Origin of the sequence: Natranaerofaba carboxydovora, from assembly GCF_022539405.1 — a bacterium.
Classification (GTDB): Bacteria; Bacillota; Natranaerobiia; order Natranaerobiales; family Natranaerofabaceae; genus Natranaerofaba; species Natranaerofaba carboxydovora.
The window spans coordinates 768,859-782,792 of the sequence record NZ_CP054394.1 but is presented as its reverse complement, the minus strand read 5'-3'; the positions used below and the strand labels follow the sequence as shown (position 1 = coordinate 782,792).

Genomic DNA, 13,934 nt, shown 5'->3' with positions numbered 1-13,934 from the left:
GACTCTGCCGGAAGTGTTTCTTTATTATTAGTTTCTTTTCCTTCAACAAATTAATTATTTCACACTTCTTTAACAAATGTTTTGGTTTTATACAAAAAATACAAATATTGTTTTTGTTTTCACAAGTAAATTGATTAACTAAATTACAAATATTTATCAACTAGCAAATTGGCAATCCCCTTACTATCATTCCAGTCAAAAACAGGAACATCTCCAAAAGAAAAATCTTCAATATCAGTTGCTATTGCTATCGCTTCACTCTCATCGCACAGTGTTTCATTACTTCTTTCTGACCTAACAACTTCAATTTTGGGTTTATTCTCCCTTTTATAACCTTCAGTTAATATAATATCTGCATTCTCAATCTTTTCAATAATTTCATCAAGCTTTTTTTCTTCTTCTAACTGCTGAATCATTGCTATCTTTGACGGTGATGAAATAACTACAGTTGAGGAGCCTGCTTCTCCATGCTTCCATGTATCTTTCCCAGGTTTGTCAATATCAAAACCGTGCGTATCATGTTTTATCGTTGCTACTTTATAACCTCTATCTTTTAGTTCTGATATAATCTTACACACCAAGGTAGTCTTACCAGACTTAGATTTTCCTACTATAGAAACTACTGGTACCATTAACAATTCCCCCTAATTTAAAAGTTTTAAAATTTTGCAAAAATCACCTGCCTGCTATAAGCTTTTAATTTGCGGGTTTTTTAGCAAATTCTTGCGACGATATGTTGGTAGCAGGCAGGTGATTATGTGAATAAGCTTTTTGCACCAGAATCATTATCAAATGGTATAAAATATACTAAATCACCATGACTTAAATCCTGATAACCCGGTTTTAATAATATAAATCCATTAGAAATAGCAAGAGAAGAAATAATGCCTGGCTTTTCTTTTTTAGTTTCATAACACCAAAATTTGCCTTCTTCAATATAACCCCTTGCTCGTAAAAATCTCCACTGATTCACACTCTTTTTAGCAATTTTCCCCCCCAAAAAGCCTTTAACAGCATTCTCATAAAAATCTTTACCTTCAATTAATCCAAGCATTTTTAAAATAGCTCTTTCTACGTATATTTTGTATGAAGCATATAAAGCCGCAGGATTTCCAGAAAGAGAAAAAACAGGAGTCTTATTAAATTCAGCCACATGTAGCGGAGTACCCGGTCTTGCATTTATTTTCCAAAAAATTCTATTAGCACCTAGTTCCTCTAAAACCTCCGGAATTAAATCGTATTCACCAACGGACACTCCTCCAGTGGTAAGTAACATATCTACTTCTTCAATAGCTTTAGTAAATACTTCTTTGAGGTTTTCTTTTGTATCTTCAACTATCCCATAATATTTAATATTCTCAATATTTAACTCCTTCAATGAAGTAGTAAGCAAGTATCTATTACTATTTCTTATTTCGCCTTTTTGCAAAGACTCGTCTAACTCAACTAATTCATTACCAGTTACAATTATTCCTATTTTCGGAGGTTTTATTACTTCTATATTACTATAACCAAGTGAAGATATAACTCCTATATCCCTAGAAGAAAGAAGCTTTCCAGCAGGAAATAAAAACTCCCCTGCCTCAATGTCCTCTCCACAGGGAACAACGTTTTCCCCTGACTCTAGAACATTATAAAGGTAAACTTTGTCTTCTTCTACTTTTACCTTCTCAAAAGGTATTACACAATCATATCCTTCAGGCAATGCAGCGCCAGTCATAATTTTCACAGCTTTTTTTCCCCCTGTTATCTTTTCAGGTTTACAACCCGCAGGTAAAGTCATAATTATATCAAAGATCACAGGAGAGTCCTTACTTGCATTTTTTGTTTCTTCTGCCCTGAAGGCATAACCATCATAAGGCGAGCGCTCAAAAGAAGGGATGTTTTCTTTAGCTATCAAATCATTAGCCAGAGTATAATCAACTGCTTCTTCTATTGGAACTTTTTGGGTGCTAATATAATTACTTACAAGTTCCATTGTTTTAAAATATGCCTCTATTGGGTCTATCATTATTTTTACCCCTCTTTCTTTTTAACTTTAACTTATACTAAAAAACTTCTATTTAATTTATCTTCATCTTTGTCCAACTAAATCTATCCCTGTCCAAAACCACATCTAGGAAAAGCACAAACCTCACATTTAAAACATAGTCCTCCATATCCCATTGTGGATATTTCCTCCGGTTTAATTTTTTCCCTCGCCAAAATCCGGGGCAAAAACACATCAAAAGTCGTTGTCGCTGCATACATCACACAACCAGGCAAACCAACTATAGGAACATCCCCAAGATAAGCCAGCATTAACATGCTTCCTGGAAATAATGGGGCTCCATAAGTGATTACTTCTGCTCCAGTTTCTTTTATAGCCGTAGGAGTCACATCATCCGGGTCAACAGACATCCCCCCCGTAACCACTACCATATCATGCTTATTGGCTTGTGTTGTTACTGTTTCTTTGATTTGGTCCTTGTCATCAGGAAGGTATATCTTCTCCGATACCCTTGAATCGTATTTTTCAATTTTGTCTTTTACCACCGGGGAAAAACTGTCTTTAATTCTTCCGTGATATACTTCACTGCCTGTAACAATCAACGAAACTGATAATTCATCATAGGATAATACATCTAACAAAGGCGCCTTCTTCTCTCTAAACACTTCTTTTTTGATAGACATAATTTCTGTCTCATCTATAACAAGAGGAACGATTTTGGTCTGTGCGATTATATCATCTTTTTCTACAGGCTGATTGTTATAACAGGTAACAGCAATTATTCCAGGCTTGCTATTAAGTTCCTTTAACCTTTCTTTATCAACCTTTAACAAACCTTTCTTTTTTGATGTGAGTGTAATTTTACCCTCTGATGGAGAAGAAGCATCTATATTATCATTTTCTCCTTTAAGAATATTTGAAAGATTTAGAGCACCATCATCTTCATGAAGTTTGCCATCTTCTAGATGATATATAAATATATTTTCTTTACCCATTTTCAGTAACTCATCTACGTCTTCAGACGTGATCTTATGACCCTTTTTAAATCTGGCACCTTTAAATTTCCCAGGCTCAATTTTTGTTAAGTCATGGGCTAATACATTACCTATAGCTTCTTTTACAGGTACCTTTTTCATAATTTATTTCACTCCCCCGATTGTTCATTTCTTTCCACTTTTAGAGGGTCTCCTTTTTTAACTGTACCGCCCTCTATGACTTCCGCAAAGATCCCCTCTCTTGGCATTATACAATCTCCTGCCTGATAGTAAATAGCACACCTATCATGACACTCTTTCCCTATTTGAGTCACTTTCAAAACAATTTCATCACCAACAAAAATTTTACTTTCCAAAGGGATTTCAGTCAAAGAAACACCTTTAGTAACTATATTTTCTCCAAAATCACCACAGTCAACTTCAAGACCTAAGTCCTGCATTTTTTTAATACTTTCAATGGCTAATAAACTAACCTGCCTGTGCCAATCTCCACCGTGAGCATCGTCTTTTAACCCAAAGTTCTCAAGCAGCTCACCTTTTTCAGTTTTGTCTTTTCTAACTCCTTTTTTATCACTAATACATACTGCTTCCACAATTCCTTCTTTAGTCAAATTAAACCCTCCTTATCCACCTATCTGCATCATATTTCTTTTTTGTTTCCTTATTTTATCATTTGAATCTGAACTTACATTTATTTGATGTTTTAATGGCTTATCCTGAACAGCTTTCATAAAAACATTCTTTATCTCTTCTTTAGATTTAACAGCTTTTCTTAAGTCTAATTCCCCTTCAGAAAAAAGGCAATTTTTAATTTTGCCATCAGATGTAAGCCTCAGTCTGTTACATGAGTCACAAAAATGCTTGCTCACAGGGGAAATAAACCCTATTTTTCCATTACTGTTCTCAAAACGATAGTATTTTGCAGGTCCATTACCATTTGTAGAACTAGTTTCTAAAAGTTCTCCAAAAGAACTACAGTGTTTTTTTAATTCAGATATAGAAACATAACTTTTTTTCCAATCTTTACCCTCACCAATAGGCATGTACTCGATAAATCTTATCTCTAACTCTTCTTCATGGCTGTATTTAACAAAGTCCAATATTTCTTCATAATTAAAATCTTTCATAACTACGACATTTATCTTTACAGGCCACAAACCCACCTCTTTAGCAGCTTTTATTCCATCGAATACTTTGTCCAAATTTCCACCACGGGTTACCTTTTCAAATTTTTCTCTATTCAAAGTATCTAAACTAATATTTACCCTATTTAGTCCAGCATCTTTTAGTTCTCTAGCATATTTGTCGAGTAATATACCATTTGTTGTAATTGCAATATCATTTATTGATTCTATTTCATTTACTTTTTTCACAAGATTTACAAATCCTTTTCGCACTAAGGGTTCTCCACCTGTAAAGCGTATTTTTTTAAGGCCCAGATCAGCACCAGCCCCGATAATATCATATAGTTCTTCGTAATTTAAAAGCTCATCGCATTCCAATTTTTCGATACCATCTGCTGGCATACAGTACACACAGCGAAGATTGCACCTATCCGTTATAGAAACCCTCAAATAGTCAATATTACGTCCATACTCATCTTCAAATTGCTTCATTTCATCCCCTCCTCAAACTAAAAAATCAACTGCAATGGAAAAGAAAAAGCAGTTGATCTATAAAAGCTTTCTCCTTTCCAAGCACGGGAGGTAATAAGGTTTCCCTCATCACCCTACCGGCTATTAACCATAGATTAATAAAATCCTTAGGTTAAATAGCTCGGAGAAAGTTAGCCATATTCATTTTTAAATGTTTTTCAATGCCTTTTTTTAATTAACTTTGTTGCCTTGTTTAATTCTTCGGGAGTATTTAGGTTCAAAAAAGAATTAAACTCCGGATCAAATTTTTTGGTAAATTCTTCACTCAAATGTTTCACTTTGACATCAGGGAAAAAATTAACTATTCTAAAATTGTCATTTAATAAATTCCTTTCAATATAAGGCAGACAGTTTTTGTGATACAAAGCAAATGTAGGCTCAACATGTCCTCTATAACAAGGTATTATTACATCGTATCCATTGCATAATTTAATCATTTCATTTATCAAATCTGTGTTAATAAAAGGCATATCACATGCTACTACAAATCCGTACTTACTGTCAACTTCGTGAATGCCAGCATGAATTCCTGCTAATGTACTTCTTTCTGGTCGAATAATCTTATCACCAGTTGTTTTGACCATGGTGTATTCTTTATATTGTTCAGGTGTATCAGTTACTATATATATATCATTAAATACTTTCTGGAGAGCTTCTAACAGCCACTCAATCACAGGCTTATTACCTAATTTCAAAAAGGCTTTATTTTTATGTCCCATCCTTTTGCTGACACCGCCAGCCAAAATAACAGCAGAAACTTCTTTGTCCATCATCTTTCTCTCCTATATTGTACCATAAAGTTATATTTACTACCACACATTCACACATCAAATCCCCCATCAGGGGGATTTATATATAAGGCTTATAAGACTAGAGATTTAGTCTGTCTAAAATCTTCCATGTAGAAGTCACTGAAACTGAATCTGAAGGCAAATCAAACAACGGCTTTCCTCTCAAATCAAATTCCACAACTTTTTTATCATATGGTATATTACCTATTAGCTCTATTCCGGTTTTATCTATTTCTTCTTTCAAAATTTCATCCATGTCCTCAAAATCAGTCCTGGTAACTAAAAGATACATCTGATCTACATTCATATCAACACCTTCAACTATTTCCTTAACCCTAGCTGCAGAACGTATGCCTCTAGCTGAAGAATCACTGATGACAAACAAAACATCTACGTCACTTATGGTTTTTCTACTCAAATGCTCTAACCCAGCTTCATTATCGATAACTACATAATCATAGTTCTTTTCCATATCTTCTAAATGCTTTCTCAAAAGATCATTAGGATAGCAGTAGCATCCCGGCCCCTCTGGATTGCCCATAACAATCAAATCGACATTATCTGTTTCAATCAAAGCTTCCATTAGCCTAAATTCAATAAATCTTTCTTTCGTCATACCTTGAGGAACCGCGTCACGTTCTTTTGTACTATTTAAAATATCACCAATAGTATTTTCAGCCTCTTCACCTAAAGCTTCATTAAGGTTAGCATTAGGATCAGCATCAACACCTAAGATTGTTCCCTTCTTCTTTTCTGCAAGGTAACGTATAAGCAGCGAAGCAAAGGTCGTTTTACCTGTTCCTCCTTTACCTGCTACTGCAATTTTCTTTGGTGGCATAAGATATCCGCTCCTTTTTATAATATTTATCTAGCATCTTCAATTGCGTTCTTAGCATTATCATAACCAAGTTGTCCAGGATTTTCAAATACTATTTTACCATCTGCATCAACAACGTAATACGTCGGTGCACCTGTAACTCCAAATCCTCTTGCAGCTTCTTCATCAATGTCAAATAATACTTCAAAACTATATCCCTCATCTTCCATCAAACTTTCCACATCAGAAGGCGAATCAGAAAAATTGACTGTTAATATTTCGACTTCCTCATCATCTACATAATCATTATGAAGATCATCAATGTAAGGAAGGTCAATCAGACAATTTGGACAAAACATACCCCAGAACTTAACAAAAACCACTTTACCTTCTAATTCGTCCATAGAAACTTCTTCACCTGCTAAATTTTCTAAAGAAAAAGAATAAGCCTTTTCTCCCTCTACTTCACTTTCTCCATTTGCAGCCCCTTCAGGTGCTTTGTCTCCCTGGGAATCATCCCCAAACATACACCCTCCAAATGTAAAAAGGATTAAAACAGAAACCACAAAAATAGCTATAATGACAGTCTTTTTTTTAATCATAAACACTATTTCCTCCTTAATATATAATGGTGATTTTTTGCAGCCTAAATCAATATTTAATTAAATAAACCATAAAGCCAAACACTTATATCACTCATTTTATTAAATAGTAGTAAGGCTCCGATAAACAATAACACAAAACCGCTTATTTTATTAATTGTTGGCAGATGTTTTGCGACTCTCGCTATCCAATTTTCAACTACACCACTTAACACAGTAAAGAGTAAAGAAAATATCAAAAATGGAACAGCAAAACCTACTGAAAAAAGGCCTAATAAAAACATTCCTTGTAAAAGGGTTTCATGAGTAAAAGCATATGCTAATATAGCTCCAAGTATTGGGGTCGCACAAGGTGTCCAACCTAAAGCAAAAGTAGCCCCAAAGATAATAGAACTAAAAAATCCAGGTTTACTTGGCATAAAGGAAAACCTTTTGTCCATAGACAGAAAATTAAATTTTAACAAACCACTTAACTGAAGCCCAAAGAAAATTATAACTACTCCTGCTAACCTCTCAAATAGCACTTGATTTTGATAATAACTACCTACAGAAGTTGCAAGCGCTCCAAGGGCTACAAAAATCACAGAAAAACCGAGGATAAACCCTAGGGTATTTTTTAAAAGTTTATATCTATTCTCACCAGTTTTGATTTCTGATAACGACGATCCCGCTATATACGATACATACGCAGGGTATAATGGCCACACACAAGGGTTGAAAAAGAATAACAAACCACCCCCCAGGGCCATGCCTATTGATATAGACGAAGATACCATTACCTACACCCACCTTGCTTTTAAAATATCACTTGTTGCTTTTTGTTTTTTTAAGTTTTCTTGCAACAATACCACCAAGCCTACCAGTTTCTTCGGCAGTCAAGTATTCCCAGCCTTTCTCCAAAACTTTTGGTAATAGCCCAAGGTCCATTGCAGTTTCCCATTTAAGACGTTCTATTGCATCAGACTTGTTTTCCTTTTTGTTTTCTGACATAGTAAAACCTCCTCAGTATTCTATCTGAATCATCTATTAATATTTTCTCAAAATACAGGAGGTTAATACTTTTACCAGAAGTGAACTTCATAATCCATCATTACTATGTCTTTTTTGGTCTCTATCTTATCTACAACTTTTTCAATAACCCTATTAAGATAAGATTTGTCATTACCTACCACAGCAATTCCCAGTTCTGCAACCTGCCACTTGTTCTGTTCCCCAACTTCAGCAATGGAAAGGTTGAACTTGTTTTTCAGTACATCAATTAAACTCTTTAAAATTCTACGCTTTTCTTTAAGTGAAGATGCCTCTCCGATTGATATTTTTACTATAAGGATGCCTACTTCCAATTGTTTTCACCTCTACTACTATCAATAATATCATAAAACTATCAATAAAAAAACCTAAGTTCTATAATTTAATTTTACAATTGTATTAACAATTTTCGAATTTCATGTTAAAAGGCTATGGAAATTCTTACTGTTTTACCCAACTCTCCTGAATAATATAGAAATCTTTTATTAATACAACTCCTTAAAAATACACCATCCTTCTCATTCGCTGTCCTATTTGCAACTAATATCCTAAATGGTTAATTTAACCTATCCTTACATTCATTGGACTACCCTGGTTTAAAGGAAACTATATTTTTTTGTAGAAAAAAAGTTTAAGAAATATTTTTGACACGAAGGGAGGCATAATTGGTTTTGAATGAAAAACACGCAATAATTAAAGAAGCAGTAGGAACTTTAGTAGAGAATTCTTTAAATGCCGGAGCAAAAAAGATAACTTCCAAGGTAGAAGACGAAAATGGAAAGTACACAGTTTTTGTTAAAGACGACGGCCACGGGATGAACGAAGAAACAAAAGAAAAAGTAAAAAATCTTTTGGAAAAAAAAGAAGAAAAAAAAGAGTCTAGTTCTTCTTTAGAACGACTGGTTAATTACATTGAAGATTTTCACTTAGCCACCAGGGAAGGTGCAGGTACAGAGATCACCATTAGTATTAAGTAATTATACCCGAACATAACTTTATAAAAAAAGCGGGGTAAAACCCCGCTTATTTTTGTTCTTTTATTTAACTATTCAGGCATAATCCTGAAGAACTTTTTTTAACTTTGCTTTATCATCTTTGTCTAATTCTTGCAGTGGTGGCCTCAAAGGGCCTACAGAGACACCTGCCAGATTTAAAGCTGATTTTACTGGGATAGGGTTAGTTGAGATAGATAACCCTTCAAATAAAGGCATTAAGTCATAATGGGTCCTCATCGCCTTGTCTACATCTCCAGAGACAAAGCTTTCAAGCATCTCTTTAAATAACTCCCCTGCAATATGAGAAGCAACACTCACAACTCCAGAAGCTCCCAAAGCCATCATAGGAAGTGTAATGCTATCTTCCCCAGAAAATATCTTAATCCTATTCCCTATTAGCCTTCTAAGTTTTGCAACCTGTTCCAAGTCCCCACTAGCTTCTTTTATTGCTATTATGTTATCACAATTCATTAACTCTTTAACTGTATCAGGTAATAGATTAGCACCGGTACGTTTTGGCACATTATATAACATTATTGGTAGGTTAACCTTTTTGGCAACCTCTTCAAAGTGTGCTTTCATGTTTGATTGAGGTGGCTTATTATAATATGGTGTGACAAGCATTATTGCATCTGCACCAGCTTTTTCAGCTTTTATGGATGCTTCAACAGTTTCTCTTGTATCGTTTGATCCAGTTCCTGCTATCATAGGCACATTTTGAGGTTTTGTCCTAATCACTTCTAGCCATAGTTTTTCCTTTTCCTCCAAGGTAAGTGTAGGTGACTCACCAGTTGTTCCAGTAACTACCAATCCCTCTGTTCCACTGTTACACAAGTACTCAACAAGGGGGGCTACACCTCCAAGATCTAATTCAAGATCTTTTTTAAAAGGAGTTACCATCGCCGTTTGTACACGTCCCAAGCGTATAATGGGTATCCTCTCCTCTTCTTTAAAATTTATTAGTACTATATTTGATTCATAATGAAAAAGTTTTGTGAAGACCATTTAGAGCTGCTTTTTTCTTATCTTTAGGTATTAGACAAGATACAGTAGTATTAGAGTCAGCTGTTTGAAGCACTGGCACTTCTTCATTTTTTAAGGTTTCAAAAATCCGCTCCATTACTCCTGAAACACCTTTCATACCGTGTCCAACCAAAGAAATTTTTGTACAGTTCTTTAGTATATCTGTTTCTACAGGAAGATCTTCTAAAGCATTTATCGCCTGTTCTACTTTGTCATCTGCAACAGTCAAGTAAACACCAGTTGTCAAAACATTTATCAAATCAACGCTTACATCTTTCCTGGCTAGTTTAGCAAATATTTGACACTGCAAGTCCATAGTCAGTTCCCCTTCTCGGGGTTTAATTATAATTTGCGAAATTTCATCCATATGAGCAAGCCCTGATATTACTCTACCCTGATCCCAGGTAGGTGATTCATCATCGGTTTGCCAGGAAACCTTTGTCCCTCTAGAACTCCCTTTTGCACATGTTATATAAAGTGGAACATGATTTTCCATAGCTATCTGCACCGCTCTTGGATGTATAATTTTAGACCCTTCCTGAGCTAAGTTCAAAAGCTCAGTAAAATTAATTTCGTGGATAGGCTTTGCTTCAGAAACCAGCCTGGGGTCAGCTGTCATCAAAGAATCTACATCTGTATAAATTTCAACCCTATCAACATTAAGAAAAACACCTAAAGCTACAGCAGTAGTATCGCTTCCCCCGCGCCCTAGAGTCGTTATGTCTCCTTCAGAAGTTGCTCCTTGAAAACCGGCAACTACAGGAATAACATTCTCCTCAATTAATGAATTAAGTGCAGAAGATTTTACTGCTTCTATTCTCGCATTACCAAAAGCATCATCAGTCTTAATTCCTGCCTGAGGTCCTGTCATAGCTTGGGCCGGGTATCCAAGATCTCTTAGTTCCTGACTAAATATTACACTAGAAATTATTTCTCCACAAGATAGAAGTAAATCTTTATCCCTAGAAGAACTAATTTCTCTTTTGGTTAACGACAAAAGAGTATCTGTGGCATAGGGGGATCCTTTTTGACCCATTGCAGATACAACAACAACCGGCAAATCACCTTTTTCATATACTTCAGAAACTTTTTTGATAGCATATTCTCTTTCCTGTTCAGTAGCAACGGAAGTACCACCGAATTTTTGCACTACAATTTCCACTTATATCACCTTCCAATCCTAAATACTTAGCTAGTAATCTCTTTATCCAAAAACTCTTACTTTAATAACTTTTATAATAAAATTTTATAATAAAAAAACAGCTAACAGGTCTTAAGCGTCAGGTCCTGTTAACTGTTCATTTCCAAAAACAGTAAAGACCCTCCTCTCTACCCTGCGTCCGTGTGAGATAGCTCTTCATTGGTGTTACAGGGTTAGCACCAATGACAGTTTGATAGATCTTCTCTACCAAACCAGCACCATAAGCCGAGCCCACTTACAGTGCTTCGGCGACCGCCCCTTTCATTCCCTATCATTACCTGCTCTAAGGTTTAAGAAAATTACTATTGACAGGCCGCTCCTCTACCTCACCTCAAGCTCGAGATGAGGTGTTATTATATTGTCATAAAAGATGTTATCATTGAAGAAAAATTATGTCAAGATACCTAAAATTTTATTTCCTAAAAGTTGATTCTTATTCCTTTGAATAGACTTTTTACAGTTAGTATCAAGATTTAGAAATTGAATTTAAAATCCCCAGGAAAAAACCTCCCATAAAACCACCGATATGTGCCCACCAGGCTATAGAGATTGCAGCACCAGGAAGTGTTAACAAAGCATTAATCGTTTGAAGCAATATCCAAATTCCAAGAAATAAAACTGCGGGTACATGAAATGCTGTAATAAAAAAACCAAGGGGGATTAAAGTTAATATTTTAGCATAAGGGTAAAAAACAAAATAGGCTCCTAATATACCTGCCACTGCGCCACTTGCTCCTATAGCCGGCTGTGTTGACAGAGGATTATAAAGATAATGAGCAATGTTGCCAATTACTCCAACTACTATATAAAAGAACAAAAATCCGAATTTGCCTAATCGATCTTCAACATTATCACCAAATATCCATAAATAAAGCATATTACCAAGCAAATGCAGTAAGCTTCCATGCAAAAAGGTTGAAGTAACAAAAGTTACTAAAGGATATAATGACAAATCTAAAGAAATTCTATGGGGCACAAACCCTAGCACATTTATAAGTAAAATCTCCAATTCAAAATCCAATAAAAACTGGAATGCAAATATTGATACATTCATCAAAATCAAAAATATTGTAACTAGTGGAAAGCTTTTTGATTTTATATTATCTTTTAATGGGATCATTTAATTCACCACAATTTGGCCAGTTTTTAGTTATATTTTCAAAAAATAATTTCTACTCTGTACTCTAAAGTGTTAAAATAATATAGTGGTAATAATAAAGTGGTACTTATAAATAATTATAAATTTTAAAGGGGACTATGTCATGGAAATTTTGGATATGTTAAAAGTAATAATCTTCTCGGCACTACCAGTTATCGAAATAAGAGGTGGAATCCCACTTGGCCTCAGCTTAGGCTTCAATAGCTGGCAGGCTTACAGCTTAAGTGCTTTGGGCAACATATTAGTAATCTTTCCTATATTTATAATATTAAATTGGCTGGGAGAATTTTTTAAAAAAGTTCCTGTATTAAACACTATATTCAACAATTCTACTGAAAGAGTCCTTAAAAGAAAAGATCAATATGTAAAATACGGCAAATATGTCTTATACTTATTTGTTGCGATTCCTCTTCCTACTACTGGAGCCTGGACTGCTAGTCTTGCAGCATATATATTCAAAATACCATTTAGAGATTCTTTTTGGATCATATCCCTTGGAGTTTTAACCTCAGGTATAATAATATTAATTATATCCCATACAACTTTAAGTTTCTTTTAAGCTAAAACAACATAACATTGTTTAGCCTTATTTTGGCCTTCGTAATGAAATAACTGACAGGTAATTGTGATATAATATAAAAGTAGGTATTTTAAAACGTCCTGAAAGGGTGGAAAAATGACTTTAGAAACTTCATTAAAAAGCAGATTATTTGACTCTCCAGAACTAAAAAAAGTTGAAGAAAGACTAGAGCGATTTGCTAATAGCCAGTATAAAGAAACAGCTGAACTTACTACACCCTTTTTAATAGGTCGAGGGAAAAAATTAAGGCCTTTATTAACTATCTTATGTTCCACTTTTTACAAACCTTTTGACGACAACAACATTGATATAGCAATTGCGGGAGAGTTGATTCACACTGCATCCCTTATTCATGATGATATAGTAGATGAAGCAAAAGCTAGGCGCGGGGTCCCTACAATCAATCACAAACGAGGGAATCAAATGGCCGTGTTAAGCGGAGATTATTTATTTGCTAAAGCATTTGAACTTTTAGCACCATATAACTCTTCAAAAATACTTAAAACAATGACCACCGCTGTTAGGGAGATGAGCCAGGGAGAAATCTGCCAGCTGCAAAATCTCTATAACACTGAGGTAACAAGGGAAGATTATTTTGACTATATTTATAAGAAAACTGCAAGTCTTATCTCTGCCTGCTGCGAAGCAGGGGCGATAATAGGGGAAGCTCCAATAGATAAAATCAAGATAATACGAAATTTCGGCATACATCTAGGATTAGCTTTTCAGATTATAGATGATTTGCTAGACTTTACGGCTAAGCCTCTAAATGTAGGTAAGCCTACCAAAAAAGATTTAGGGCAGGGAAACATAACAATTCCTATCATTTATCTGTTTGAAACAAGTAAAGATGGGGAAAAAGTTAAAGAGATCATCAATAATAGAGAACTCACAAGAGAAAATCTTGAATATATTACAAGTTTATTATATAGTAATGGTGCTATCTCATATACCTACTCATTAGCTAAAGAAGAAATAAAAAAAGCAATAATATGTTTAGAAGAAATGCCAGATGTAGAGGTTAAGAAGACCCTTTCTCGATTAACATACTTTATCTCAGAAAGAAAAGAATAAAGAAGAAAAAAATTAGCACATTT

17 protein-coding genes and 2 riboswitches are annotated in these 13,934 nt (G+C 34.7%); of the genes, 3 read left to right on the top strand and 14 right to left on the bottom strand.

Annotation, left to right across the window (positions count from 1 at the left end; all coding sequences use genetic code 11):
- Nucleotides 1-143 precede the first annotated feature (143 nt).
- From mobB to ACONDI_RS03735, 11 genes are all read right to left on the bottom strand, one after another.
- Nucleotides 144-632 carry a molybdopterin-guanine dinucleotide biosynthesis protein B gene (gene mobB, locus ACONDI_RS03785; protein WP_241080150.1) on the bottom strand — a complete coding sequence of 163 codons (489 nt, stop codon included), beginning with the start codon at nt 630-632 and terminating at the stop codon, nt 144-146.
- A gap of 122 nt (nt 633-754) precedes the next feature.
- Complete coding sequence (locus ACONDI_RS03780) at nt 755-2,011, bottom strand: molybdopterin molybdotransferase MoeA (RefSeq protein WP_241080149.1); 1,257 nt, start codon at nt 2,009-2,011, stop codon at nt 755-757.
- A gap of 83 nt (nt 2,012-2,094) precedes the next feature.
- Entirely contained in the window at nt 2,095-3,126 is a 1,032-nt protein-coding gene (locus ACONDI_RS03775; protein WP_241080148.1) for a molybdopterin-binding protein, read from the bottom strand.
- A gap of 8 nt (nt 3,127-3,134) precedes the next feature.
- Complete coding sequence (locus tag ACONDI_RS03770) at nt 3,135-3,596, bottom strand: MOSC domain-containing protein (protein ID WP_241080147.1); 462 nt, start codon at nt 3,594-3,596, stop codon at nt 3,135-3,137.
- Between the two features lie 12 nt (nt 3,597-3,608).
- Nucleotides 3,609-4,601: a GTP 3',8-cyclase MoaA gene (gene moaA / locus ACONDI_RS03765; protein ID WP_241080146.1), complete on the bottom strand. Its 993-nt coding sequence runs from the start codon at nt 4,599-4,601 to the stop codon at nt 3,609-3,611.
- A gap of 54 nt (nt 4,602-4,655) precedes the next feature.
- Nucleotides 4,656-4,779, bottom strand: a riboswitch (molybdenum cofactor riboswitch).
- A 19-nt stretch (nt 4,780-4,798) separates the two neighbouring features.
- The gene (gene mobA / locus ACONDI_RS03760; protein ID WP_241080145.1) at nt 4,799-5,410 is read right to left on the bottom strand and encodes a molybdenum cofactor guanylyltransferase; all 612 of its coding nucleotides are present in this window, start codon (nt 5,408-5,410) and stop codon (nt 4,799-4,801) included.
- A 100-nt stretch (nt 5,411-5,510) separates the two neighbouring features.
- The gene (locus tag ACONDI_RS03755) at nt 5,511-6,269 is read right to left on the bottom strand and encodes an ATP-binding protein (protein ID WP_241080144.1); all 759 of its coding nucleotides are present in this window, start codon (nt 6,267-6,269) and stop codon (nt 5,511-5,513) included.
- Nucleotides 6,270-6,295: 26 nt separating this feature from the next.
- On the bottom strand, nt 6,296-6,850 hold the full coding sequence (locus tag ACONDI_RS03750; RefSeq protein WP_241080143.1) for a TlpA family protein disulfide reductase: 555 nt from the start codon (nt 6,848-6,850) through the stop codon (nt 6,296-6,298).
- A gap of 56 nt (nt 6,851-6,906) precedes the next feature.
- A complete protein-coding gene (locus ACONDI_RS03745; protein ID WP_241080142.1) occupies nt 6,907-7,626 on the bottom strand; it encodes a cytochrome c biogenesis CcdA family protein in 720 nt (239 codons plus the stop codon).
- Nucleotides 7,627-7,654: 28 nt separating this feature from the next.
- A complete protein-coding gene (locus ACONDI_RS03740; RefSeq protein ID WP_241080141.1) occupies nt 7,655-7,840 on the bottom strand; it encodes an alpha/beta-type small acid-soluble spore protein in 186 nt (61 codons plus the stop codon).
- A 71-nt stretch (nt 7,841-7,911) separates the two neighbouring features.
- On the bottom strand, nt 7,912-8,193 hold the full coding sequence (locus ACONDI_RS03735; protein ID WP_241080140.1) for a DUF503 domain-containing protein: 282 nt from the start codon (nt 8,191-8,193) through the stop codon (nt 7,912-7,914).
- 357 nt (nt 8,194-8,550) lie between these two features.
- On the opposite strand from ACONDI_RS03735, the gene ACONDI_RS03730 reads away from it, so the two are divergent.
- On the top strand, nt 8,551-8,856 hold the full coding sequence (locus tag ACONDI_RS03730) for an ATP-binding protein (protein WP_241080139.1): 306 nt from the start codon (nt 8,551-8,553) through the stop codon (nt 8,854-8,856).
- Nucleotides 8,857-8,928: 72 nt separating this feature from the next.
- Here ACONDI_RS03730 and dapA read toward each other — a convergent pair whose 3' ends face one another.
- The 3 genes from dapA to ACONDI_RS03715 all read right to left on the bottom strand — a co-directional run bounded on the left by dapA (nt 8,929) and on the right by ACONDI_RS03715 (nt 12,218).
- Nucleotides 8,929-9,879 (bottom strand): 4-hydroxy-tetrahydrodipicolinate synthase, encoded by a 951-nt coding sequence (dapA, locus tag ACONDI_RS03725; protein WP_241080138.1) that lies wholly within the window; start codon nt 9,877-9,879, stop codon nt 8,929-8,931.
- Nucleotides 9,851-11,059, bottom strand: coding sequence for an aspartate kinase (gene dapG / locus ACONDI_RS03720; protein ID WP_241080137.1), 1,209 nt, complete (start codon nt 11,057-11,059; stop codon nt 9,851-9,853). Before dapG ends, dapA begins: the two co-directional genes overlap by 29 nt.
- Before the next feature lie 180 nt (nt 11,060-11,239).
- Nucleotides 11,240-11,430, bottom strand: a riboswitch (Lysine riboswitch).
- A gap of 134 nt (nt 11,431-11,564) precedes the next feature.
- Complete coding sequence (locus ACONDI_RS03715; protein WP_241080136.1) at nt 11,565-12,218, bottom strand: rhomboid family intramembrane serine protease; 654 nt, start codon at nt 12,216-12,218, stop codon at nt 11,565-11,567.
- Nucleotides 12,219-12,360: 142 nt separating this feature from the next.
- Between ACONDI_RS03715 and ACONDI_RS03710 the strand changes: the two genes are divergently transcribed.
- Nucleotides 12,361-12,816 (top strand): COG2426 family protein, encoded by a 456-nt coding sequence (locus tag ACONDI_RS03710; RefSeq protein ID WP_241080135.1) that lies wholly within the window; start codon nt 12,361-12,363, stop codon nt 12,814-12,816.
- Nucleotides 12,817-12,933: 117 nt separating this feature from the next.
- The gene (locus tag ACONDI_RS03705) at nt 12,934-13,911 is read left to right on the top strand and encodes a polyprenyl synthetase family protein (protein WP_241080134.1); all 978 of its coding nucleotides are present in this window, start codon (nt 12,934-12,936) and stop codon (nt 13,909-13,911) included.
- Nucleotides 13,912-13,934: the final 23 nt, after the last annotated feature.